The sequence below is a fragment of the Alteromonas lipotrueae genome, assembly GCF_019249255.1.
In the GTDB taxonomy this organism is placed as follows: Bacteria; Pseudomonadota; Gammaproteobacteria; order Enterobacterales; family Alteromonadaceae; genus Alteromonas; species Alteromonas lipotrueae.
The window spans coordinates 34,438-58,788 of the sequence record NZ_JAESDJ010000002.1 but is presented as its reverse complement, the minus strand read 5'-3'; the positions used below and the strand labels follow the sequence as shown (position 1 = coordinate 58,788).

23 protein-coding genes are annotated in these 24,351 nt (G+C 44.9%); 9 read left to right on the top strand and 14 right to left on the bottom strand.

What is annotated here, in order from left to right:
- The first annotated feature begins 38 nt into the window (after positions 1-38).
- The 8 genes from KYS23_RS03720 to KYS23_RS03685 all read left to right on the top strand — a co-directional run bounded on the left by KYS23_RS03720 (position 39) and on the right by KYS23_RS03685 (position 8,111).
- Complete coding sequence (locus tag KYS23_RS03720; RefSeq protein ID WP_159527975.1) at positions 39-926, top strand: ArgP/LysG family DNA-binding transcriptional regulator; 888 nt, start codon at positions 39-41, stop codon at positions 924-926.
- The gene (locus KYS23_RS03715) at positions 923-1,516 is read left to right on the top strand and encodes a class I SAM-dependent methyltransferase (protein ID WP_159527974.1); all 594 of its coding nucleotides are present in this window, start codon (positions 923-925) and stop codon (positions 1,514-1,516) included. The genes KYS23_RS03720 and KYS23_RS03715 overlap by 4 nt, the downstream gene beginning before the upstream one ends.
- A 110-nt stretch (positions 1,517-1,626) precedes the next feature.
- A complete protein-coding gene (locus KYS23_RS03710) occupies positions 1,627-3,549 on the top strand; it encodes a tetratricopeptide repeat-containing diguanylate cyclase (protein ID WP_159527973.1) in 1,923 nt (640 codons plus the stop codon).
- Positions 3,550-3,622: 73 nt separating this feature from the next.
- The gene (locus KYS23_RS03705) at positions 3,623-4,576 is read left to right on the top strand and encodes a DUF3034 family protein (RefSeq protein ID WP_218418066.1); all 954 of its coding nucleotides are present in this window, start codon (positions 3,623-3,625) and stop codon (positions 4,574-4,576) included.
- Positions 4,577-4,586: 10 nt separating this feature from the next.
- Positions 4,587-5,054: a group I truncated hemoglobin gene (locus KYS23_RS03700; protein ID WP_159527971.1), complete on the top strand. Its 468-nt coding sequence runs from the start codon at positions 4,587-4,589 to the stop codon at positions 5,052-5,054.
- Positions 5,055-5,234: 180 nt separating this feature from the next.
- Complete coding sequence (locus KYS23_RS03695) at positions 5,235-6,383, top strand: HNH endonuclease (RefSeq protein WP_159527970.1); 1,149 nt, start codon at positions 5,235-5,237, stop codon at positions 6,381-6,383.
- Positions 6,384-6,493: 110 nt separating this feature from the next.
- Positions 6,494-7,093, top strand: coding sequence for an outer membrane beta-barrel protein (locus KYS23_RS03690; RefSeq protein ID WP_126872667.1), 600 nt, complete (start codon positions 6,494-6,496; stop codon positions 7,091-7,093).
- A 184-nt stretch (positions 7,094-7,277) separates the two neighbouring features.
- On the top strand, positions 7,278-8,111 hold the full coding sequence (locus tag KYS23_RS03685; RefSeq protein ID WP_057794772.1) for a mechanosensitive ion channel family protein: 834 nt from the start codon (positions 7,278-7,280) through the stop codon (positions 8,109-8,111).
- A 118-nt stretch (positions 8,112-8,229) separates the two neighbouring features.
- Here KYS23_RS03685 and KYS23_RS03680 read toward each other — a convergent pair whose 3' ends face one another.
- The 13 genes from KYS23_RS03680 to gmk form a co-directional block, all read right to left on the bottom strand.
- A complete protein-coding gene (locus KYS23_RS03680; protein WP_159527968.1) occupies positions 8,230-9,411 on the bottom strand; it encodes a BaiN/RdsA family NAD(P)/FAD-dependent oxidoreductase in 1,182 nt (393 codons plus the stop codon).
- A gap of 198 nt (positions 9,412-9,609) precedes the next feature.
- Positions 9,610-10,623 carry an ABC transporter ATP-binding protein gene (locus tag KYS23_RS03675; protein ID WP_218418065.1) on the bottom strand — a complete coding sequence of 338 codons (1,014 nt, stop codon included), beginning with the start codon at positions 10,621-10,623 and terminating at the stop codon, positions 9,610-9,612.
- Positions 10,623-12,143 carry an ABC transporter permease gene (locus KYS23_RS03670; RefSeq protein WP_218395839.1) on the bottom strand — a complete coding sequence of 507 codons (1,521 nt, stop codon included), beginning with the start codon at positions 12,141-12,143 and terminating at the stop codon, positions 10,623-10,625. The genes KYS23_RS03675 and KYS23_RS03670 overlap by 1 nt, the downstream gene beginning before the upstream one ends.
- Positions 12,140-13,174: an extracellular solute-binding protein gene (locus KYS23_RS03665; RefSeq protein ID WP_218418064.1), complete on the bottom strand. Its 1,035-nt coding sequence runs from the start codon at positions 13,172-13,174 to the stop codon at positions 12,140-12,142. The genes KYS23_RS03670 and KYS23_RS03665 overlap by 4 nt, the downstream gene beginning before the upstream one ends.
- Positions 13,175-13,190: 16 nt before the next feature.
- Positions 13,191-14,000 carry a hypothetical protein gene (locus tag KYS23_RS03660; RefSeq protein WP_218395843.1) on the bottom strand — a complete coding sequence of 270 codons (810 nt, stop codon included), beginning with the start codon at positions 13,998-14,000 and terminating at the stop codon, positions 13,191-13,193.
- A 404-nt stretch (positions 14,001-14,404) separates the two neighbouring features.
- On the bottom strand, positions 14,405-14,878 hold the full coding sequence (locus tag KYS23_RS03655) for a peroxiredoxin (protein ID WP_159527963.1): 474 nt from the start codon (positions 14,876-14,878) through the stop codon (positions 14,405-14,407).
- A gap of 9 nt (positions 14,879-14,887) precedes the next feature.
- A complete protein-coding gene (locus KYS23_RS03650; RefSeq protein WP_159527962.1) occupies positions 14,888-15,682 on the bottom strand; it encodes a class I SAM-dependent methyltransferase in 795 nt (264 codons plus the stop codon).
- Entirely contained in the window at positions 15,675-17,747 is a 2,073-nt protein-coding gene (recG, locus tag KYS23_RS03645) for an ATP-dependent DNA helicase RecG (RefSeq protein ID WP_159527961.1), read from the bottom strand. Before recG ends, KYS23_RS03650 begins: the two co-directional genes overlap by 8 nt.
- Before the next feature lie 144 nt (positions 17,748-17,891).
- Positions 17,892-18,623 carry a tRNA (guanosine(18)-2'-O)-methyltransferase TrmH gene (trmH, locus tag KYS23_RS03640; RefSeq protein WP_218395847.1) on the bottom strand — a complete coding sequence of 244 codons (732 nt, stop codon included), beginning with the start codon at positions 18,621-18,623 and terminating at the stop codon, positions 17,892-17,894.
- Between the two features lie 3 nt (positions 18,624-18,626).
- Positions 18,627-19,013: a RidA family protein gene (locus KYS23_RS03635; protein ID WP_159527960.1), complete on the bottom strand. Its 387-nt coding sequence runs from the start codon at positions 19,011-19,013 to the stop codon at positions 18,627-18,629.
- 26 nt (positions 19,014-19,039) lie between these two features.
- The gene (spoT, locus tag KYS23_RS03630; RefSeq protein WP_218418063.1) at positions 19,040-21,148 is read right to left on the bottom strand and encodes a bifunctional GTP diphosphokinase/guanosine-3',5'-bis pyrophosphate 3'-pyrophosphohydrolase; all 2,109 of its coding nucleotides are present in this window, start codon (positions 21,146-21,148) and stop codon (positions 19,040-19,042) included.
- Positions 21,149-21,290: 142 nt separating this feature from the next.
- Positions 21,291-21,563, bottom strand: a complete 273-nt coding sequence (gene rpoZ, locus KYS23_RS03625; RefSeq protein WP_159527958.1) for a DNA-directed RNA polymerase subunit omega — start codon at positions 21,561-21,563, stop codon at positions 21,291-21,293.
- A gap of 111 nt (positions 21,564-21,674) precedes the next feature.
- Positions 21,675-22,316 carry a guanylate kinase gene (gmk, locus tag KYS23_RS03620; RefSeq protein ID WP_159527957.1) on the bottom strand — a complete coding sequence of 214 codons (642 nt, stop codon included), beginning with the start codon at positions 22,314-22,316 and terminating at the stop codon, positions 21,675-21,677.
- A 195-nt stretch (positions 22,317-22,511) separates the two neighbouring features.
- Between gmk and KYS23_RS03615 the strand changes: the two genes are divergently transcribed.
- Positions 22,512-23,183, top strand: a complete 672-nt coding sequence (locus tag KYS23_RS03615; RefSeq protein ID WP_159527956.1) for an alpha/beta hydrolase — start codon at positions 22,512-22,514, stop codon at positions 23,181-23,183.
- A 63-nt stretch (positions 23,184-23,246) separates the two neighbouring features.
- Here the strand turns inward: KYS23_RS03615 and KYS23_RS03610 are convergent, their stop codons facing one another.
- The gene (locus KYS23_RS03610; protein WP_159527955.1) at positions 23,247-24,305 is read right to left on the bottom strand and encodes a GGDEF domain-containing protein; all 1,059 of its coding nucleotides are present in this window, start codon (positions 24,303-24,305) and stop codon (positions 23,247-23,249) included.
- Positions 24,306-24,351: the final 46 nt, after the last annotated feature.

Below are 24,351 nucleotides of genomic sequence, written 5' to 3'. Positions count from 1 at the left end.
TTAAAGATATCTATTTTAAAAGAGTACCCGCTTTCATCATGCTTGATTATGCTGCCCTACACAGTTTTCGCGAAGTGCTTCGTTACGGCAGTTTTGAGCGCGGCGCACAAGCGCTCAACCTAACTCAGTCGGCAGTATCACAAAAGATAAAGCGACTAGAACAACAAGTGGGCGGGCCGGTTTTAGTGCGTATGAAACCGTTAAAAGCCACGCCACTTGGTGAACAACTCTTGTCTCACGTGCAAAAAGTAAGTGTGTTAGAAGAGCAGTTAACCACACGTAGCGGGGCGGCGGATCAGGTTTCGCCACTAAGTGTGGCCGTAAACAACGATGTGTTGGCTACCTGGTTTACTGAGGTGATGGCAAGATTTAGCGAAATGCGCGCTAACCCCGTACATATTTATAATGCCGATCAAACCCAAACCCGCACTCTGTTGCAGCAGGGTAAAGTCATGGCCTGCATTAGCCAAACAGGCACTCCTATTACCGGAGGACAATCAGTAAGGCTGGGTACCATGAATTATCAACTCTACGCATCACCTAGCTTTATTCAACGTTATCTTCAAAATGACGTAAGCCCCGAGCGGGTAATGGGCACACCGGGCTTACTTTATGACGAATTTGATGCCACCCTACTCACCGATTACCAGCGTGAATGTTTAGACTTTGCGCCATCGCTAACCACATGCCATTGGTATCCGTCGTCTCATGGGTTTGCAAAAATGGCCATAGAAGGCGTAGCGTGGGCGTTATTGCCAACATTACAAGTTAAGCAAGAAGTCGCATCGAGCCAGCTCATCTCGCTATTTCCTAGCAAACAATTAGGCGTGCCCTTGTTTTGGCATTGGACAGAGCAGGCGTCAAATGCCCTTGGCGATTTTAGCCAAGTGGTTAAACTCATTTCAAAAGAACAGCTAAAACCATGAAGTACAATAAACACATCGCGTTTTACCATCAGCATGCTTCAAAACTTGCTTCACAATACACTAGCGTGACATTTGAGAGTGTACATGGCGATTGGTTGTCACATATACCGTCGCTAACCCATACCAATATATTAGACATAGGTGCGGGGGCAGGCAGAGACGCAAAAGCGTTGGCCGATATGGGAAATCACGTTACCGCTATTGAGCCTGCAAGCGCGTTAATGCAGTCGGGCATTGCCTTCACGGGAGAGTCCGTGACGTGGATTAAAGATACCCTGCCCTTGCTGACATCTCAGAAGAAACAACACTATGGGTTAATTTTAATTAGTGCTGTTTGGATGCACTTGACCCACGTTCAGCAACAACAAAGCTTACAACGATGCAGCCAATTGCTTGTTGCCGAAGGGCACTTAGTGATTACCTTACGACACGGTGAATTTGATGACGAGCGTGTGGCAAATCCGCTGAACGAAAGTGATACCATCGAGTTCGCAAAATCCTGTGGCTTAACCTTAATCCATAACTTCGCCTCAAGCGACAAACTGCACCGCCAAGAGGTAAGTTGGCAAACCTTAGTCTTTACAAAATAAGCAGAAATGTCGCTTCACTCGGAGCACTTTTCATACTAACCTAGTGCTTGTTTGCAGGTTAATTTAGCGCAGTTAATTGAGCAAGGTTGTAGCCATTCGGAGGGCTTTTTGTGGCTGTAGTACATAGACGTACCTGTTTATTGATACTTTTCGCCGCTTTGGGGTTGCTGGTTAGCCTTTCTATTCCTGTGTCCGCCACTACTTCTGCGTCCGTTTCTGACACTACACTAGGCACAATTAGTGAGAATGCATTGCCTCATTTTGAAGAGGCTATTTTTCTACACCCTCAACAAACCTATCGCAAATTAGCCACGTTAGCACAATCAAATAACTTCAGCGATGAAGGCAAAGTTTGGCTTTTGTTGCGAAAAGCGCAGTCCGAAAGCGTATTAGCCCTTTACAAAGAAATGGACGCCACCCTTGTTGCTGTCGCACCGTTTGCCGATGTAATGACGAACGAGCAAAATGCGCTGTGGTATTATTTAAGGGGAAGCAGATTGCACCTTAAGGGCAATATTTCAGGCGCTATCGACGCACTGAAATATGCTGTTGAAGTCGCCAAAGAGGATACGAACAGTACGGTTTACGTGCTCGCCATTAGAGAATTAGGTTACGTATTTGCACTTTCTGGCGACTACTACCGCGCCACCCTTATACTGCAAGATGCTTATAAAAATCTCGTTATTTTAAACAACCAATTTTTTAATGGGTTGTTAGAAGAGAGTTTAGGCGACACCTACAACTACTTAGGCAATTACACAAAAGCCATTGAATATTACGAAGGCGCCCTTGTCTTCTTCGAGTCAATTGGCTACCAACCCCTTGTGGCCAGTACCTTGTTGGGGTTAGCCATTGTTAACCGGAAACTAGAGAATTGGAATGATGCACTTTCCTACTTCGACCGTTACGAAATAGCGCTGGATTTTTCTAGTGAGCACGGTGAAAAGTTCTACCTGCATTATGGCCGCGCCATGACATTGGCAGAAAAAGGAGAGTGCAACGTTGCTATTAGTGCCATAGATAATGCGCTGAGCTTATCGGGGCCCATCGATTACTACGCAGAACTTTATAAAAAAAGGGCCTTATGCAATCTAGCTCTTGATAACTTAGCCGCGGCAAAACAAGATTTATCGAAAGCGCGCACTATCTTTAACGGTTTAAAAGCGTTGCACAATACCCAGTGGCACTTAGAGCTTGATTACATTGCTGGTTTAGTCGCATTTAAAGACCATCGCTTTGAACAGGCATTTGAACTTATTCATAGGTATTACAAAGACTTTCTTGAATTGCAGCGTTTAAACAATTCAGAGTATGTCACCCAAGTACAAGCCACAATGGAAGCCGAGCGTAAAGACAAAGAAATTGCACTGTTAAGGCAACAAACACAACTTCAAGCGGCAACAGCAAGGGAGCAATCGCTTAAAGTACGGCAGAAAAATATGATGCTAGTAGGCGTAGTAGTAATCTTTGCTTTGTTACTTATTTTTGTGGTTTTCCAATACAAAAACTCAAGAAAGCTACTAGCCCTTTCTATTCGAGACGATCTTACTGGCTTACACAATCGGCGTTACTTCTTTGATTATTTTGAGCATAATCTAGTTAATTTAAGCCCTAATCACGTGGGGTTGGCGCTCATTTCTTTCGACATTGATAACTTCAAACACATTAACGACAACCTTGGTCATCACGTAGGCGATGAAGTCATTAAAACCGTGGCACAAACTGCGGCAAACACGCTACGTACGAATGACGTTATTGCACGTATTGGGGGAGACGAGTTTATTATCGCCCTTCCCCGCACCACACTTTTGCAAGCCAAAGAAATAGCCAAGCGAATCCTTGAAAATATCAGAAGTCACCGGTTTACCACTAAAGAAGGCGCAGATTTTAGTGTAACGGCGAGTTTGGGCGTGGCATATCATCATCAAAATAAGCTTATTGCCTTAGATGTGAAATCATTAATGGAGTCTGCCGACACAGCGCTATACCAATCTAAGCGTGCTGGCAAAAATCGCTTTACGGTGGCAGCTTAGGAAAATCGCGGGTAAGGCTTTATTTCTGGCAAAACTTACCTATTATTTGGGTAAGCTTCAAGAAAGGGAATTTATGATCAAAGCGAAGTTATTTTTTCTAAGCTTCTGTTTATTTTCATTTTTCAGCGGTGCAAACACGGGCTCTCGCCTAACTGCAACGGGCGGCATTACTGGGTTTGAAGGTACCGCTGGTGGTGGTATCACGCCTTGGGCCTTTATTAGCGGCTATGGCAGTAAAGAAGAAATTAACGGTACCGCGAATGTTCAATACCTTCATTTAAACGACTACACCTTAACCACCTTTGGTGCCAGCCTTGGCATTTACGATCGCGTTGAATTAAGCGTACAACGCCAAAGCCTAGATATTTCATCCGGCATTACCAGCAATGTTTTCAGCTTACTCACCGATGGGGCAATTAGCGCCGCACAATCTACCCGTATCGACATGGATATTGTGTCTGCAAAAGTGAAAATATTGGGTGATGGCGTTTTTAATCAACGCACTTGGGTACCCCAGGTGGCTGTTGGCGCACAATATAAAAAACACCGAGATTTTGATACCACGCTTCTATTGCCCGATGGCACCGGCCCACTTCCTAATCAAGGTGTTGCACGCATACTTGGGGCGAAAGATGATAGCGGTACTGACTTTTTTGTTTCTGCAACCAAGCTTTATTTAGGCCATATTAGCGGTTTTAATTTATTGACCAATCTGACCGCCCGCTATACCAAAGCAAATACCTTTGGCTTACTTGGTTTTGCTAGTGAAAATGACGATAGTTATAAACTGGAGTGGGAAGGCTCTTTGGCGCTGCTAACCAGCACGTCAACCGTAGTCGGTGTTGAGCTTAGAACGCAAACCAATCGCCTAGGCGGGTTAGCACAAGAAGATACGGTAACCGACGCCTTCATTGCTTATTTTCCCAATAAGTCATTTTCTCTCACCGCAGCTTATGTAGATTTAGGCAACTTGCCTATGCAGTCTAGCTCGACAGGCTTCTACCTAACTGCCACTGCTAATTTTTAAGTTGGTGATGATGAGTACCTATTTACATAAAACAAGAATAACGACAGCCGTAATTGCGCTACTTTTTACTCTGTTAGGCGGCATCAGTGGGTGTTCCAGCACGCAAACTGCCAAGCAAAATTCTACCAGACTGTACGATGAAATCGGTGGCAGTAAAACCCTTAATACTGTGTTTGGTGTTGCCATTAATCGCATCTATAAAGACCCTGTTATAGGGCATTACTTTAATGGTGTTCCAAAAAGTCATTTACGCAAACAACTGGTATTACAAACGTGCGAGCTTATTGGCGGCCCTTGTGTTTACGAAGGCAAGGCCATGCTAGAGACCCACAAAGACTTAAATATTAAAGAGCGAGAATTTTACATTTTGGTGGAGTATGTTCAGGGCGCTATGCGAGATGTAGGGCTAACTTATCAGCAAGAAAATCAAATTCTGCAAAAACTAGCACCAATCAAATACGAAACTATTTACCTGTAGTTTGTGGGGGCATCTAGTGGTATATCCACAGTATGTTTAGCACAGCTAGGCATATGCGCTGAAACTATCTCGCCTTTCGTGTAAAAACCTGCCAAGTTCAAGGACAGCTGTATTAGACATTCGTATTTTTAAAGGTAAAAGTGCTAAGGTTAGTCTGTGAGTTATCAATAGGATACATGGATGAGCCTACAGCTATATATAGATAAACTTTCCAACCTTCGCGCTGCCCGTGCTAACGGCCGGGCTAGGCCTCACAAAATATGTATGATGTTGGCTGTGGCAGATTTAATCGAGAATGGTCACATATCCACCAATAAGATTAACTACGATAACGAACTTAAATCTCGATTTACCTTTTATTTTGACCAGCTAAAACAGGGCAATGATGCTAACAGCCCATTTTTACCTTTTCATCATTTGGAAAGTGAGAAGTATTGGCACCTCGCATTTCGCTCTGATAGAGACGAAAAGAACTACAGATTAAAAAGCGCATCAGCCGCTAGGGTTGAAAAGTACGTCTATCATGCTTACCTCGATGTCCAGTTGTTTGAATATCTACGATCACAAAACTCCGCGATACACTTACGAGCAGCACTTAGCACTAATATTGATCAACTAGAAGAACAATTTGGCCGCTGGATGAAGCTTCAAGGCAAATCAGATAAAACGATAAAAAATTACATCGGTGCAATGAAATCCTCCCTATCAAATTGGGCAAACGATGCACACATCACTAATAAAAGTCTAATTAGCGTTGCCTCTTATTTCGAATACAAAACTATAACCACCAAGCTTCGGGAGCTGAACGAATTTAAAGCGAACGACAAACGTGGAAAGGGAATGTACTCGGCTGCACTAAACGCATACAGTGCTTTTTTAGAAGATGTTACCCAAGTAGAAACCCAATTCGATATTGAAGAAATTCTGGCACAACCAAATATTTCAAATACAACTAAGGCAACATTGGTAAATACACGGTTAGGTCAAGGTGGATTTAGGCAGGAGCTCATTTGTCTGTGGGGAGGCTGTTCAATTACTAATTACCAAAATACTGATTTTTTAATCGCTTCACACATTAAACCCTGGAAAGAGGCAAGCAACAGTGAACGCCTTGATAAATATAACGGCTTACTTCTTTTAGCAAACTTAGATAAAGCATTCGATAGAGGTTACATAAGCTTTCTAGATACGGGCAAAATTGTCATATCAGAAAAGTTAGCGGAACCAGAAGTGTTAGGTATCAATTCTAAAATGCGAGTTTCGCTTCAACGCTTCCACCAAGAGTACCTTGCGTTTCATAGAGAACAAGTTTTTCGCTATTCAGCATAAGTGAAAACATCTTCTTTTTACCTGAATATTGATTAACTTAGCGTTCATTTTTCGTTCATCTCCCATCCCCTATTCTTCTTATTAGTTCCCCAACCTAATAAGGATATTCAATGTATAAACTTCTTATCGCTCCAACCTGTTTTTTAGCAGCAAGTGCTGTATTTGCGGCTGACAAACCCATTATTAATGCTCCTTCATACGACTTTGCACAGGTTTCATTGGTGCAAACGGAATTCGCCGATTTAGATATGTTTACTCCGAAAGGCTTTGAGTTTAAGGCAAGTAAAGTACTTGGAATGAACGTTTTTGGTGAAGCCACATACTTTATGGCTGATGACAAAACCCAAGGGGTAAACATGGATGTCGACCGCTGGAAAGTGGCAGTTGGCTATATTCACCATTTTTCAAATCGCACAGTACTGGACGGTAAAGTCGGCTATGGTGAAATTGATATTAAAATAAACGACAGTGACAATGCCGTTTCAGCCGGAACCGAGTACTTTACCGGTGAAGCCAATATTCGACATATGATAACAAGCAATGTGGAAGTCTATGGCGGATTAGAATGGCAAAAATGGGATGAAGGTTCTGATCAAAAAGCCTATAAGTTAGGCACACAATACCGTTGGGATTCGATAGCAGTTGGCGGTGAATATACTAAATTCTCCGATTCCGAGGTGTTTGCTGCCTTTGTTCGCTACACCTTTTAAAAACGTTTAATTATCTGATTAATCAAAATAAAGTAGTGAAATCCTTGTGTATTTCGCTGCTTTATTTTCACAGCTTCATACTATTGATGAATACCTTTAATGTGGTTTATGGCCTATAACATAGCGGCTTGAAGCACCCTTACGAATCATTAAAGAATAATCAATCGTTATGAGGAATTTGAACATGGAAGAATTTATTGCATCACTTGATGTTGATCAGTATCTCCCTGGCGCACTAGCGTGGGCCACCAATATACTACTTGCGTTACTTATATTAATTATAGGCATGTGGGTAGCAGGTAAAGCATACAAAGGCATGGTTGCACTAGCCGGTCGATACCCCCAATTAGACGACACCCTATTTAAGTTTTTTGGTAGCGTAATACGCTACACCATCTTAGCTTTCGTGGGCATAGCAGTACTTAACCGTTTTGGTGTACAAACCGCATCTATCATTGCATTGCTGGGTGCCGCAGGGCTTGCCGTAGGCTTAGCACTGCAAGGCACACTGTCTAACTTAGCCGCTGGCGTTATGCTACTTATCTTCCGCCCTTACAAAGTAGATGACTTTGTAGAAGCAGCAGGTAAGTTTGGTAAAGTGACCGAAATAGATATGTTCACTACCATTTTGCAAACCTTCGATAACCAACACATTATCATTCCAAATAGCCAAATTTGGGGCGAGCAAATTACCAACCATTCACACCATGAAATTCGCGGTGTAGATATGACCTTTGGTGTTGCTTATGGTGAAAGTATTGATGCCGCACGTGCCGTTATCGACAAAGTACTTGCTGAACACCCACATGTACTTAAAGAACCTGCGCCGTTTGTTGAAGTAGAAACCTTAAACAACAGCTCGGTAGACTTCATTGTACGTCCGTTCTGTGAAGGTCAGCACTACTTCGATATTCGTTACTCAGTGCCTGAGCAAATTAAGAAAGGGCTTGATGAAGCGAACATTGAAATTCCATTCCCACATCGTAAAGTTATTTTGGTTAATGAGACCAATCAATAACAAGTCTTGATGTGAAATAGGTAAGTAGATACGCAGATAAGTAGAAAATAACTAAAAGCGACTGTTCAATGTTATTGAACAGTCGCTTTTTTGTATGCGGTTTTGACTTTATTTGCGCCTAAACCACCTGCCCGGCTGCCCAGCCGCTGCTCCACGCCCACTGAAAATTAAAGCCTCCTAGCCAACCGGTTACGTCTACCACTTCGCCTATAAAATAAAGGCCTTCTACGTTTTTAGCCATCATGGTTTTAGACGATAGCTCATCGGTGTTTACACCACCAATAGTAACTTCGGCGGTTCTGTAACCCTCGGTGCCGTTAGGTTTTATTTGCCAGTTTTCTAGCGTATTAGCAATAGCCTCGCATTCGCTGTGGCTCAATTGTTTTACCGGTACGTTGCGCCATTGATGATATTCAATAAAGCTTTGTACCATGCGTTTAGGAAACACTTTGTTTAAACAGGTTGCCAGTAAGGCATCTGGCGTGTCGGTGCGCGCCGTATTAATAAGCGCCTGCGCATCTTCGGTAGGTAGCGTATTAATGCTTAACGCCTCGCCTGCTTCCCAAAAGCTTGAGATTTGTAGCATGGCTGGGCCGCTTAGGCCGCGATGCGTAAACAGCATAGCTTCACGGAATGAGGTGTCGTTGCATTGTGCATTTACGTCTATGGCAATGCCGCTTAGCTCGGCTAATACGTCTTTGTCTTTATCTTGCAGGGTGAAAGGTACTAGTGCTGCGCGAGTGGGTAGCACGTTTAAGCCAAACTGCTCTGCCACTTTGTAGCCAAACGGTGTTGCGCCTAGCTTCGGCATGCTTAAGCCGCCGGTGGCGATAACTAGCGACTCACATTGGTATTCACCCAAAGAAGTGTTTAGCGTGTAACCTGATTCGGTTTTCTCAACGCTTATAATGTCGCAGCGTGTGGTAATAGTTACCCCCGCTTTATCACACTCTTTTAGCAGAAGTTCTACAATATCTTTGGCGCTGTCGTCGCAAAATAGCTGGCCTAGGGTTTTCTCATGGTATGCAATGCCGTGCTCGGCTACCAATCCAATAAAATCCCATTGGGTGTAGCGGCTTAATGCCGACTTACAAAAGTGTGGGTTTTGCGATAGAAAGTTTTCCGGGCCAGCGTACATATTGGTGAAGTTACAGCGTCCGCCTCCAGACATAAGAATTTTACGACCTACTTTTTTGGCGTGATCGAGCACTTCTACACTGCGCCCACGGGCACCGGCTTGCGCTGCACAAAACAGCCCTGCTGCACCAGCACCAATCACAATTACATCACGCTGTTTCACACTACTCACCTTTAACTGCTGTACCTGACTTGGAATATCGTACTAATTGCCCTAACTGTCTAATAATAAGGCATGGGGCAAAACGAGCTGAATTATACGTAAATGCTGGGGGGCTACAATGTATGCCAGCAGTTTAATTTTAAACCACTGCTGTAGCGTATTGGTAGATAGGGGTTTTTAGTCTTCGAGTGCAAAAGTTTATGTTCGCGCAAACACCGCTAAAGGGTGCGTAGTGATTAGCGCCATGTGTGCTCGCGCACCCGGTTTCATGGCATTTTCATGGCTTACACGTACCTTTAATTGGCTGCCGCTGTCTAGGGTTACGGCATAAAGGCGGCTTTCACCCTCGTAACGTACCCAATCTACAGTGCCATTGGGGCATTCATGGTCTGCCCGTAAACTTAAATCGTCAGGGCGCACTAACAAGTCTACCTTGCCGTTAGCACCATCTACTGATGTGCCAGGCACAGTGCCAATGTCAGTGGTAACGATGCCGTTATCGAAGGTGCCTGGAATAAAGCTAGCTTCACCCATAAATCGAGCTACAAAACGGCTGGCGGGCTCTGAGTAACATGCTTCTGGGGTAGCAAGTTGCTCTAGTACGCCTTTATTTAATATCCCTACTCTGTCACCTACGCTTAAGGCTTCTTCCTGGTCGTGAGTTACCCAAATAGCAGGCACGCCTGCAGCTTTAAGGGCATCGCGTATTTCCCAACGAAGGCTGTCTTTTAAGGCAGCGTCTAGATTTGAAAGGGGTTCATCTAATAAAACAAATGCCGGCTCGTGTGCCAAGGTGCGGGCTAGTGCAACACGTTGCTTTTGACCACCCGATAAACGAGCAGGCTTAGCATCGCGAAAATCTTCAAGGCCAAGAAGCTTTAACCAATGATCGGCAAGCTTAGTATCTTTTAAACGGAAGCAAACATTTTGCTGAACGGTCAAATGAGGGAACAGGGCGAAATCTTGAAACACCATGCCTACATTGCGTTTTTCAGGAGGCACCGTTTTCTTCGGCGTGGCGGTCCAGTTGCCAAGGGTCATTTGCCCTTCTGAAATAGGAATAAGGCCAGCTAATGCCTGTAAGATAGTGGTTTTACCGCAGCCTGTTGGGCCCACCAGCATGAGAATTTCGTCTGAACCTAATTCTAGGTTGAGCTTATTCACTACACGGGTAGCACCATAATTAACTGACAACTCACTCACTTTAAGCATTAACTACGATCATCCTCGGAAACGGTAAACTGGGCCCGGCGTTCGCCAGAAAGCATTAATATTAATCCAAAGCCCGATAACAATACCAGCAATAACCCCGGTACAGCAGCGCGACCAAAGTAACCGGCTTCGTACACACGCCACATGTAGGTGGCTAAGGTTTCAAACCCCGTTGGCCCCAACATTAGGGTGGCAGGTAATTCTCGCATGGCTTCTAAAAACACCAAGGCGGCACCGGCTATCATGCCTCTTAGGGTAAGTGGCAACGTAATGCGCATAAATGCTTCGCGAGGGCTAGCCCCTAACACTCGTGCTGCTTTCACTAATCCGGTATCTAAATTCTCTGCGGTACTACGCACACTACCCACGGCAAGGGGTATAAAGCGCAGAACATACGCCATCACTAACAAACCCAAGGTTTGATACAAATAAGGCAATTGAAGGCCAACGTAAACCAATGCAGTACCCATCACGATACCAGGTACGCCAAAACCAAAATAAGTAATGCGTTCCATTAAACGCCCAGCTTTGCCCGCAATAGCCGCGTGGGCAACGGGTATGGCCAAAATAACGGCCACAATAGCGGCTAGGAAAGACGCATAGGCTGAATTCCACGCATAACTAAACTCGAATCCACCTGTGCCTTCCCGTATTAGCCACAGAGTGAATACCGCAAGAGGCAATACTATAGCCAGCAACAATATAGGCATTGCTGCTAGTAACATAAGGTTACGCTGCCAACGGGCAGGCCATAAACTTAAATGTCTACCTGGGCGTTCTTTGGCGCCGCCAATACGACTTTCAATGAATAAGATTAATCCTACAATCACCATTAACTGCAAGCTCAGCATGGCAGCTTGGCTTAAGCCAAAGGCATTGTATTCAACAAAGATAACGCGGGTGAAAGTGTCTAATCCCATGATGGCTGGCGTACCAAAATCAGACAGCGCATAAAGTGCAGCTAATAAGGCGCCGGCAGCAATACTGGTGGCTACACGAGGTAATACCACGCGCCACAAACTAGTATACAAAGATACGCCAAGGGTGCGGGCTGCATTGATTAAGCTGGCATCAAGGCTTAGTAACGATGCCCGTGTGGTCATCATCACAAAAGGATAGGTGTACAATGACATAACTAGCGCTGAGCCCCACAAACCATCAATACTGGGTGTGGTAATCCCTAATACGTTTTCTATTTCGCCACCACGGCCAAATGAAAAGTACATGGCGAACGCACCGATATAACTGGGTAAGGCTAAGGGCGCAGCTAAAAGAATTAGCCAAAATCGTTTGAACGGCATTTGCACGTAAGCAGTAAAGAGCGCTAGGGGCACACCTATAAGCACCGAGCCAATAATAGTCAGCACCATGAGTGATACAGTGTTGCCGAGTACGCGCAAGTTGTGGGTGTCGAATATTTCTGCGCTATCTGATGCTAACGAAAATAAAACGCCTACTGGCAACAATGCCATTAACGCGATAATTAGAGCCAGCGGGTACGACTTTGGCCAGTTGCTCACAGCACCCCGACTTTTCGCATAAGGTTAAGCGTGGGGCGTAAATCTGCTAGTTTTCTAAGATCCATATCGGGTGGCGATATTTCAGATAATGCAGGTAAGCCTTGCGGCGGTGTAACACCTTGTACCAACGGAATTTCATACGCTTCGCTTGCCAAATACCCTTGTACTTCGCGGCTCAGTAAATAGCGGATAAAGTTAACAGGTAAATCACCTTCGCTTAATGCCACAATACCCGAAGCATTGACTAAACAGCCTGCATCGTTTTGCGTATAGGCAAGGGCAACATTAGCGTTTGGCTTACCGGCTTTTAAGCGCAGCGTGTAGTAATGGTTTGCAAAGCCCATATCCACTTCGCCCCGTTCAACGCCCATCACTACGCCAAGTTCGCCTGCGTATTTTTTCGCTTTGCTATTAACGCCTTTAAGCCAATCGGCCGTGGCCTTTTCGCCTTCTAAAATGCGCATAGCGGTAACGAATGACTGGAATGATGCATAGGCCGGAGCCCAACCCAATGCCAAATCACTATCGGCTAAGGCCATTACGCTATCTGGGATTTGATCGGGCGTTACCCGCTCTGTGTTATACGGCAATGTACGAATACGGCCAGTAACGGGTGTCCAGCTAGGATACTGGAAGCCGTCTTTCAATTGAGTGGTTAAGTCGGTAGGTAACGGCTTAGCTAAACCTGAATCGGTTACCATGCCAATACTACCGGTATCTACCGCCCAAAATAAATCAGCGCGTTTCACCCCTGCTTTTGCTTCTGCAGCAAGGGTATTGGCTAACGCGGCTGAAGCGCCGCGTCTAATTTTTAAGTTAAGCTTTGGATTACGTTTTTTAATGGCATCGAGTACATTTTCATACAAACCACCTTCACCACGCCCTAAATAAAGGGTGAGATCACCTTCCAACTGAGGAAGGGATTCTACCGACACACTTGCAATAGTGTTGGCAAAGCTCAAACTGCTGATAGGTAAACTACCTAACGCACCTGCGGCGGCTAAACCTTGTAAAAATGTTCTACGTTGCATTTGAAAAAACTATTCCTTAGAAAACGTCTTTACGACTTTTTTCTGCTTCTACTAACAAGGAACGAGCGCGGTCTAATTTAGTTTGCATAGTTTCCACTACGCCACGCACCGCCTCTACACCTTTACCGCCCGTAATTGCTTGTGGAAGGGTTACGTTAAAGTCTTTTTCTAAGTCTTCAACTAGGTCAGCGTCTAATTCAATTAACGCCCCTTCTACCCCTTCAAAACGCTGTAAGTATGTATCGTGAACCAAGGTGGTGGCAACTTCCGTCAGTTGCTCTGCCGATTTAGCGACTACGCGATCTAAACGCTTTTTAATATCGTCGATAACTTCAGGCGCGGTGGTTGGTTCAACTTCAGTGGTTTGTACTTTGGCAACCAAACCCTGCTTTTGATATTGTGACGCAAGTTTAACTGCGCCTAACGCTTGCCACAAGGCTTGATTAAGTTTGGTTTGCTCTGCGCGAACGTCTTCTACAGATTTGCCGTTTTCGATACCCATTTTAATGCCATAGATACCCTGCCAAATAGACGCATAAACAGGTACGTACTGAGTTTCTATCGCAGAATGAAAATCGACTTCTTCCCAATATTCAATTAGGGCGTCTGTGTCTACGTTCTTGCTGTCTTTTTCGTACGCATCAACAACACTGCCGAATTTTTCTTCTAACCAGTGTACTTCTTCTGTGTACTCACCAATATGAGCCTGAAGGTTGTTTACATGTTCGCTGATTACACCATTTGCAAAGGCGCTGCTTGTGCCCAATGAAAAGGTCACTGCTAATACTAATACCGAGGCACTTAGCTTCTTAAGTGTTGTTGTCATCATTTTTCCTAGTACGCTTCTAATTATGCAAATGATACTTATTATCATTAATTAAGTAAAGGTAACTCGACGTATGATTATGTCATACTTTCGTATTTCCAAATGGGCTTTAACGTCAGTAACTACGCTGATTTCAGTGAATATTGCGTTTAGCAATTCATCGTATAACCGCTATTCATTGGCTGTCTGCGGCATAGTTATATTACATTTTAACGACACTATGCGATCAACTTTAGTGAGGTCAAGCTAGTGCAAAAGGCTATCAATATTTTTATGACGTCCACTTACTTAGGCTCTCAAGAAGGGCTAGGTTAGTACATTTCGCGATCAAAAAAGGCCTGAGCATCACTTCATATTATGCTCAAGCCTTTCAATGGGTTTAGTGCTTAGTGCTAAACTTGCTGTTACAAGCTTTTTAGCATGCTCTCGGCATCACTGACTTCAAAGCGACCCGGATCTTCTACACTGATTTTTTTCACTACGCAGTCTTCAACTAACATGGCGTAACGCATAGAGCGCAAGCCACCAAAGTCGCTGGTATTCATGTCTAAACCAATTTGCTTTGTGAAATGACCGTTGCCGTCTGCCAGCATCATAATCTCTTCAGCGTTATTCACCTTACCCCATGCATCCATTACGAATGCATCGTTTACCGATAAGCAAATAACAGTGTCTACGCCTTTCGCTTTAATTTTATCTGCCAATGCTACATAGCCCGGTAGATGTGCTTGAGAACAGGTTGGCGTAAACGCGCCTGGCACTGCAAACATTACTACTCGCTTGTCGTTAAAAAGCTCGGCAGTGCCGGGGTTTGTCATCTCACCATTTACTAAAAGGCTGAAATCCACCTCGGGCAAGGTGCTACCAACTTCTATCATGCTGCTCTCCTAGGATTTTTGACGTAAATACACATCGAATCTATGTTTTTTACTTTCTATTGCCATTGATGGATTATTTCCTGCTAGCACTTCTGCACTATTAGGGCGTTTTACCACAACTCTAGCCGATGCTAGTGCTAACGCTGGCGCGAGTAACGCGTCGGCGTCGGCGTCGTGTCCAAGCAATTGTTGAAACAATCGCATTTCCTTCTTCACCAAGGCTGATTTCTTTTTGTGCGGAAACATAGGGTCTAAGTAAATCGCATCTACGTTTTCACCATTCCAGTATTGCATTACATCGGCACTATTTCCATGTTGTAGTGCTAATCGTTCTGCAAGTTCTGGGAAGCGCACTTGTAAACGTCGAATACCATCTTCAAGCAACGCGGCTACTATGGGCGAACGCTCTATCATAGTAACCTTGCAGCCTACACTAACCAACACAAATGCATCTCTGCCTAAACCCGGCGTAGCATCTACTACGTGCCATGGTTTTGCACCTTTAATTACATCACCTTTTAACCCCACCGCTTTTACAATAGGCTCTTTTCTGCCGCCACCATGGGCTTTGCGATATAGGCTAGCAGGGGAAGCAAAATCAACGTCAACCGGCAGTGTTTTCTTTTCGCTCGCATCAGCAAGGCCAAGTACATCGTGACTGACTTGAAGGTAAAAGCCTTCAACGGGCTTTTCTTCAATTGAAAAACCCCAGTTTTTACTGATCGTTAGCGCGAGCGCTTTGTCGCTTTCAAAGCGGGTATCGCCTTCGGTGCTAGCAATCACAAGAGGCAAAGTATTAAGCATGGCCATATTGCTCCTTGTGCCCTATCCAGCGGTTGATAATGGCTTGAGCGTGGGAAGGATATTGCTCCCATAAGGTATAGGCAATTTCTTGTACTTTGGGAATCAGCGCGGCATCGCGAACTAAGTCGGCAATTTTAAGTTCGGCCATACCGGTTTGACGAGTCCCCATAAATTCTCCTGGCCCACGAATTTCTAAGTCTCGCTGGGCAATGTAAAACCCATCGTTAGATTCACGCAAAACAGTTAATCGCTGAGTAGCCGTTTTAGACAAGGGGCTTTGGTACATAAGTACGCATTGGCTTTCTACCGCCCCACGCCCGACTCGCCCGCGAAGTTGGTGTAGCTGAGCTAACCCCAATCGTTCGGGGTTTTCAATAATCATAATACTGGCATTGGGTACATCTACCCCTACCTCAATGACGGTTGTGGCCACCAGTAAATCGAGCTCACCCGCTTTAAAGTCGGCCATTACTTGTAGTTTTTCAGCAGGCTTTAAGCGCCCATGCACTAAACCTACGTTAAGTTCCGGCAACGCTGTGCGAAGGATAACCGCTGCATCTTCGGCGGCTTGGCATTCCAACACTTCTGATTCATCAATTAGAGTACAAACCCAGTAGGCTTGCCTACCGTTTTCTTTACAGGCTGTGCGAACGCGCTCAATAACTTCCGCTCGCCTGCTATCCGGCAATACCACTGTGGTCACTGGTGTACGTCCCGGAGGTAATTCATCAATGACAGACGTATCTAGGTCGGCATAGGCAGTCATGGCCAGCGTTCGAGGTATAGGGGTTGCCGTCATAATTAACTGGTGTGGGTATCGCCCCTGTTGCTCGCCTTTATCGCGAAGCGCAAGGCGTTGATGTACACCAAATCTGTGCTGTTCATCCACAATCACCAAGGCGAGTTGTTGGTAGTTTACGCTTTCTTGAAAAATCGCGTGGGTGCCCACCAACATTTGTACATCGCCACTTTCAAGCCGCGCTAGCACTTCGGTGCGGGCTTTACCTTTAAGCTTACCGGCCAACCACCCAATTTCTATGCCCAGCGGCGCAAACCATTCTCTAAAATTATTAGCATGCTGTTCAGCAAGCAGCTCCGTTGGCGCCATTAACGCCACCTGATGCCCCGCGCCAATAGCAGATAGCGCAGCAAGGGCGGCCACTAAGGTTTTTCCTGAGCCTACGTCGCCTTGTACTAAGCGCATCATGGGTCTGGGGTGTTGCATATCTTGCTGAATATCGGCCACTACTCGCTGCTGTGCGCCTGTAGGCGAGAATGGCAACTGCGCTAACATCTTTTCAATAAGGGGCTTATCTACTTTTACGCTAATGCCGGGTTGTGCATCTGAAAGCTTACGTACTTTTAATACACTTAAATGGTGGGACAAAAGCTCTTCTAAAATTAATCGATACTGAGCAGGATGAAGCCCTTCTTCCATTTCATGCACATCGGTATCGGGGGTTGGCCGATGCACTGCATGTAATGCTTCGTTTAGGCTTATCTGGTCGCTGTACATACCGTCAGGCAGTAAGTCAGCCAGTGCGCCTTTATCTAACATTTTAAGGGCTTGGTCAGTTAAGTTGCGCAAGGTAAGTTGCTTTACTCCCTCGGTGGTGGGGTAAACAGGCGTTAACGATTCTGCTTCTAGCGGTGCGTCTTCATCGATGAGTTTGAACTCAGGGTGCATCATTTCAATGCCCCACTTGCCAGTGCGAACCTCACCAAAGCATCGTATTACATTGCCCGGCGTCATCATCGTGCGTTGAACTGCGCCAAAGTGAAAAAAACGCAAAGTAATGGTGCCTGTACCATCACTTAACTTCACCACCAACATGCGTTTTTTACCGTATTGGATATCGGCACTTTTTACTTCGCCCTGCACGCTAACATGGGTAAACGGGCGGCACTCGGCCACGCTGTAAACCCGTGTTCTGTCTTCATAACGGAGCGGCAGGTGAAACAGCACGTCTTGTAAGGTAAATAAGCCAATTTTAGCCAGCTTTTCGGCCACTTTAGCGCCTACCCCTTTTAGGGCGGTGATGGGCGTGGTGGCAAGAGTTTGCATTTGACCGACATTCCTTAGATCAAGCGTATGATTTCATTAGGGTAATGAAAGCAATCATTTATTAGAAACGAAGTGTAATAGATTGCGAGAAGCTTGGCGAGTACGGTTTAAGGCCAGTATGACAGGTGCTACGAGTTTGACAGGCTAGGCGCCTGTAGGCACTGTCTGTTCATCGTCAGATAAGGCGTGTAATGCTTCTGGCGTTAACTGCATTTGTTTCCACCAACTTGCTGGTGCATCAATGCGGCCTATGTCATCAATAGCCGGGTATGGAACCCCTTTCGTTTTACTTAAGGCGCACAGTCTGGGGTAACCTCTTTCGAACAACAGTTTTTGGCATTCTTCTTCAGGTAAATGTTCAACATCGTACATACCTGCCAGTTCACGCTGGCGCTGCGCTTCATATAGCACAAGTGCTGCCGCCACAGACACATTCAACGATTGCACCATACCCGCCATAGGAATGATGATATCTTGATCGGCCATCGCAATCGCTTCATCGGTAGCGCCGTAGCGTTCTTGACCAAAAATAATCGCGGTAGGTTTGGTGTAATCGACTTCACGAAAGCCCACTGCAGTATCAGACAAATGGGTCACTAACACCTGCATACCCTGCTGCTTAAGTGCGCCAATGGCGTTTCCTAAACTATCATGGTTGGTTTGGCGAACCCATTGCTGGCTGCCCATAGCGGTGTCGCCACGAAACTGATATTTCTCTTCCCACACGGTATGTACGCGGTGAATGCCAATGGCATCACAAGTGCGAACAACAGCCGATACATTGTGGGGTTTGTGTACGTTTTCGAGGCAAACCGTAAGGTCGGTTTGCCTTTTTGCCAACGCACTTCGAATGCGAAGGTAACGCTCTGGCGACATGACTTACTCCGGCAATTCCATCACGCCGTCGATTTCAATTTGTGCGCCTTTAGGCAATGCAGACACTTGCACTGCAGCACGCGCCGGGTATGGCTTGTTGAAGTAACGGCTCATAATTTCATTTACCGTCGCAAAGTGATCTAAATCGATAAGAAAGATGTTCACTTTTACCAAGTCGTTCGTGGTGCCGCCAGCGGCATCGCACACGGCTTTTAAGTTTTCAAAAACCTGTACCGCTTGTTCAGCGAAGTCTTCTGAAACCATTTCCATGGTCTCTGCAACCAAAGGAATTTGGCCAGAAAGATACACTGTTGTGCCAGCCTTAACTGCTTGACTGTAAGTACCAATAGCGGCAGGTGCCTTATCGGTCTGAATAATAGACTTAGACATAATGGATCCTAAAAATTTTTTAAAAGTTAGTGTCTGGACTGACTATGACGTGACACTTTCTGAACCTCTGGCATGGTGCGGATTTTTTTCATCACTCGTGCCAAATGTACGCGATTTTGCGTGGTAATTTCGATGTCGATAAAGTAGATATTACTCTCTTTTTCTTCTGTTTGCAGTCCAATAATATTGGAATCGCAACCAGAAATCGTATTCGTAAGGGTAGCAAGGGTACCCTGATGATTAAACAACTCAATTCGAAGCGATGCTTTAAATTCACCTTGGGGTTCTTCATCCCAACGCATAGGTAATACACGCTGAGGCTCTTCTCTTGAAAGCTTGCGAATGTTGTTACAACCAATTTGGTGAATCGTCATACCCCGACCTGGGCTTAATACCGCCACAATTTCATCGTCAGGAATAGGGTGACAACAACGGGCATAATGCACCAATAAGCCTTCCGTACCGCGAATAGCCACGTTACCTTTTTTCTCTGGTAAATCTGTGTTTTCACCTAACAGTCTGCGCGCAACAATAGCGCTTAGCTCGTTACCTAAACCGATATCGATAAGCAACGAATCAAAATCATCGTGCTTAGTTTCAGCCACCACACGTTCAATATCGGCCTCCAGAATATCGTCCAGCTTCACTTCACCTAATGCATGGCGCAGTAAGCGGTTACCCATGTTCACGGCTTCTTGCGAATGCTGCTTGCGCAAATATTGACGAATACGGGTGCGTGCGCGAGCACTTACTACGAAGTTCAGCCAGTTAGCATTGGGCTTAGCTTTAGGTGAGGTAATAATTTCTACGGTTTGGCCATTTTGTAGCGGCTTACTTAAGCTGTAGTTTCTACGCTCTACTCGAACACCTACACAGGTGTTACCAATATCTGAATGCACCGCATAGGCAAAGTCTACGGCCGTAGCGCCCATGGGCAGCTCAATAATGCGGCCATCTGGGGTGAATACGTATATTTCTTCTGGGAATAAATCCGTTTTAACCGATTCAATAAATTCGAACGATGAACTGGCTGATTGTTGAAGCTCAAGTAACGACTGCATCCACTTACGCGCTCTTAGTTGCGCAGTAGTGCCGTTGTCGCCAGGTTCTTTATAAAGCCAATGCGCGGCAACCCCTTTATCTGCCATTTGATCCATTTCTTGGGTACGAATTTGTATTTCTACCGGAATACCATGGGGGCCAATAAGCGAGGTGTGCAATGACTGATAGCCATTGGTACGGGGAATAGCAATGTAATCTTTAAAACGGTTTTCAATAGGCTTATACAAACTGTGCATAGCGCCTAACGAACGGTAACAATTATCGACTGAATCGACCACAATACGAAACGCGTAAATGTCCATCACTTCGTTGAACATGAGTTCTTTATTACGCATTTTACGATAAATAGAGTACAGGTGTTTTTCGCGGCCCAGTACGTCCGACTCAATTTTATAAGCCGTTAAGCGGGTGCTTAGTTCTTCACGAATATTTTCGATAATTTCTTTACGATTACCACGTGCTTGGCGAACCGCTGATTTCAGTGCGCGATGGCGCATAGGGTACATGGCAAGAAAACCTAAGTCTTCGAGCTCATTTTTAATATCGTGAATACCTAAGCGATGGGCAATAGGTGCATAAATTTCAAGGGTTTCAAGAGCAATACGGCGGCGCTTGTCAGGACGAAGCGAACCTAATGTACGCATATTGTGGGTACGGTCAGCTAGCTTAATCAGAATAACCCGGATGTCTTGCACCATGGCCATCATCATTTTACGGAAGTTTTCAGCCTGTGCTTCTTGCTTACTGCTAAAAGCAATTTTATCTAGCTTACTTACCCCTTCCACCAGCTCAGCAACGGTATCTCCGAAAGCTTCAGCAAGATCTTCTTGGCTGTAATGGGTGTCTTCAATCACGTCGTGTAGCAAGGCTGCCATGAGAGTTTCATGGTCTAAATGCATGTCAGCAAGAATACTGGCAACAGCAACAGGGTGCGTAATATAGGGGTCGCCACTTGAGCGCATTTGTCCATCGTGGGCTTCTTGAGCCAACACAAATGCCTCTTGTACCAGCTGAACTCGGTCAGCAGGCAAGTACTTTATTACTTTCTGTTTTAAGCCTTCAAACAAATACACGGACTAGTGCGACTCCTGATTAACGTTACAACCTTAAGAATACGTAGAATTGAGCCTTTAGCCAATACCCAAAAAGCAAAGCGCCAGTGCTTTTTTCAAAGCACTGGCGCTTAAACATACAATAGTTACCTTTGCGGTGAAACTATTGATCAGAAAGAATATTAGCTACTGAAGAAAATTCAGCATGTTCTTGTTGTTCCTGATCGCGCAAATCATCTTGTTCAAGTGTACTAGCAGTTACTAAACCTTCTTCGATTTCACGAAGTGCCGTTACGGTAGGCTTGTCATTTTGCACATCAACCATTGGCTCTTTACCTTCGGTGGCAATTTGACGTGCACGACGGGCCGCTACTAAAACCAAATCAAAGCGGTTACCAATTTTATCTACGGCATCTTCAACTGTTACGCGGGCCATGTATTTCTCCGAAAATTAGGTTGATAAAGTAATTCAAAAAACGGCCGCGTAGTATACACTCTTGTACTGCGCGATCCTAGCGGTTTGTTTGAAATTAAAACAATATAAATATTAAGCAGATCCGAGCAATTCGTCTAATAAAGGCTGATAACGCATTTGCTGTTTTATTGTTCTTAAACGCTGTGAAATCACAATCGCTTCTAAATCGTTAAGCGCTGTAGCGAAGTCGTCATTTATTATTACGTGGCTGAACTCATTAAAATGCGACATTTCAGCCACCGCTTCTTTCATGCGGCCGGCAATCACTTCATCGCTGTCTTGCCCACGGCTGTTTAAACGTTGCTCTAGCACCTCGATTGAAGGCGGTAATATAAAAATGCCACAGGTGTCAGGCATACGCTTTTGTACCTGACGTGCACCTTGCCAATCGATATCTAGAAACACATCGATACCTCGGTGCAAAGTTTGCTCAATCGTCACCCGTGATGTGCCGTAGTAATTACCGAATACTTCAGCCCACTCAAAAAAAACGCCTTGCTCTATAAGCGCTTCAAATTGCTCACGGCTTACAAAGTGGTAATGCTGCCCATCAACTTCACCCGGCCTAGGTTTACGAGTAGTATGGGACACTGACACTTCCATTGCATTATTGCTATTAGACGCGTACTTTTCCATTAACGCCTTTATAAGGCTGGATTTTCCTGCGCCGGAAGGCGCTGCAAGTATAAATAAGTTACCGAGTAATGATGCCATGAAAGTATTAAATATTTTTTAAAATATGGTGATTTCGTGGAGCAATGATAGCATATTGAACCGTTAAGCCGTAGTAGCAATCGTTTAAACATACTCTCGATGCCTGCGCCAACACTTCAAACAGTGTGATGAGTTTACAGCGCGTTTAATACCCGTGCTGTTTTAGGAAAATACAAGAAGTAGGAACACACAAACATGGCGCAAGAACTTTTGCCGTACGTTGAACAGAACCCCAGCTCTACGCCAAATGCGTGCGTAATTTGGCTTCATGGTTTAGGCGATTCTGGTCATGGCTTCGCGCCTATTGTACCTGAGCTAAAGCTACCTGATAGCATGTCAGTGAAGTTTGTTTTCCCCCACGCGCCAGAGCGTCCCGTTACCATTAACGGTGGCATGCGTATGCGAGCGTGGTACGACATCAAATCACTCGATTTCAATAGCCGCGCTGATTTAGATGGTGTACTTGAGTCGGCAAGTCAAGTGGAAGCCCTTATCCAAGAACAAGTAGATAATGGCATTCCTACAAACCGCATTGTGTTAGCAGGATTCTCGCAAGGTGGCGTAATAGCACTTCATGTGGCGCCTCGTTTCAAACACAAACTAGCTGGTGTGTTAGCATTATCGACGTATATGTGTGAGCCAAAATTATTGGCACAAGACGCTACCGATACGAATCGTGACATACCCATAATGATGGCCCATGGCGAGCAGGATGAAGTAGTACCAATTTTTATGGGCAATGCGGCATATAAGACGTTAACCGAGAATGGTTTTAATGCCACTTGGCAAACCTATACCATGCAACACAATGTATGCATGCAAGAGCTAAGTGATATATCTACTTGGCTACAAAAATTGCTTGCTTAGTGTGCTTGTACGCTTGTCATACAGCACGCTTAGAGGCTGCTTGATTAACTATACAAATTAACGCTACATCACTCGGTTTCTTCCAGCACCTTTCGCTTCGTAAAGGTGCTCGTCAGCCAACTTTACCGTGTCATTGATATTCGCGTCAGTCAGCGCTGTCGCCACCCCAAAACTGGCGGTGATCGAATGGAAAATATCGCCTTCTATAAACGGGGAGTTTTCAATTTCCACTCGAATTTTTTCAGCCAGCTTTACTGCCATACTCAAGGTTGTTTTGGGGTAAATAATTAAAAATTCCTCGCCCCCTGTACGTGACACAACATCGGTCGCCCTAATGGCGTTTTTCATTAGTGTAGCAACCTGAACTAATACTCTGTCGCCTACGTCATGCCCGTAGTTATCGTTTATTTTTTTAAAGTAATCGATATCCACCACAACAATACTTAACGGGAAATAATCTGCGGGGTTTTTCATTGCACGCTCAAAATAGACCGACTCTAGAAAACGCCGGTTTGGTACCTTCGTTAACGGGTCAGAATTGGCTTGGCGCAATCTTTCTAAGTTATCTGTCATCATCTCTTTTCTGCTTTTGTGCCAGAAGTATTCAGAAATAAACGCAACCGCAATAAAACTGCAAAGGGATATAAGGAACCTTGATACATCTTCACCACGATAGTTCGCAGGAATGGACTCTTGGTAGTAAACGATAAAGGCGACCACGCCTACTGTACCCGTGACGTAAAAAATGGCCGCTCTAAAACGCACGATAATAATTTGTATCAAAATGATCGGGTACACGAAGTGCAGCCCAGTATTATTGTAGCCACCGGTAATGGTGAGCACCGCCACCATAACCGCAACAATAAACCCCGCTATATAGTAAAAAATATTGCTGTTTTTAAAGATATGCGACAACGCTGCATTAGCGAAAACTGAAAACGAAAAAAAACCTAACCAAAACGCGAGATAGTGATCATCCCGCGCTAAATTTTTAGCGGCAAGCACGGCCATAATAATACCGCCAATATATGAGATGAAATACAAGGTCAAACGGCGGCGTTTCACTTCAGCGCCATTTAAATGTGTCTTTTCGAGAAATTTGTGTAACGAAGAAGTATCCATGAAAGCGGGAGCTTATACCTATTGCTAGCGTGCAATAAGCATAGTC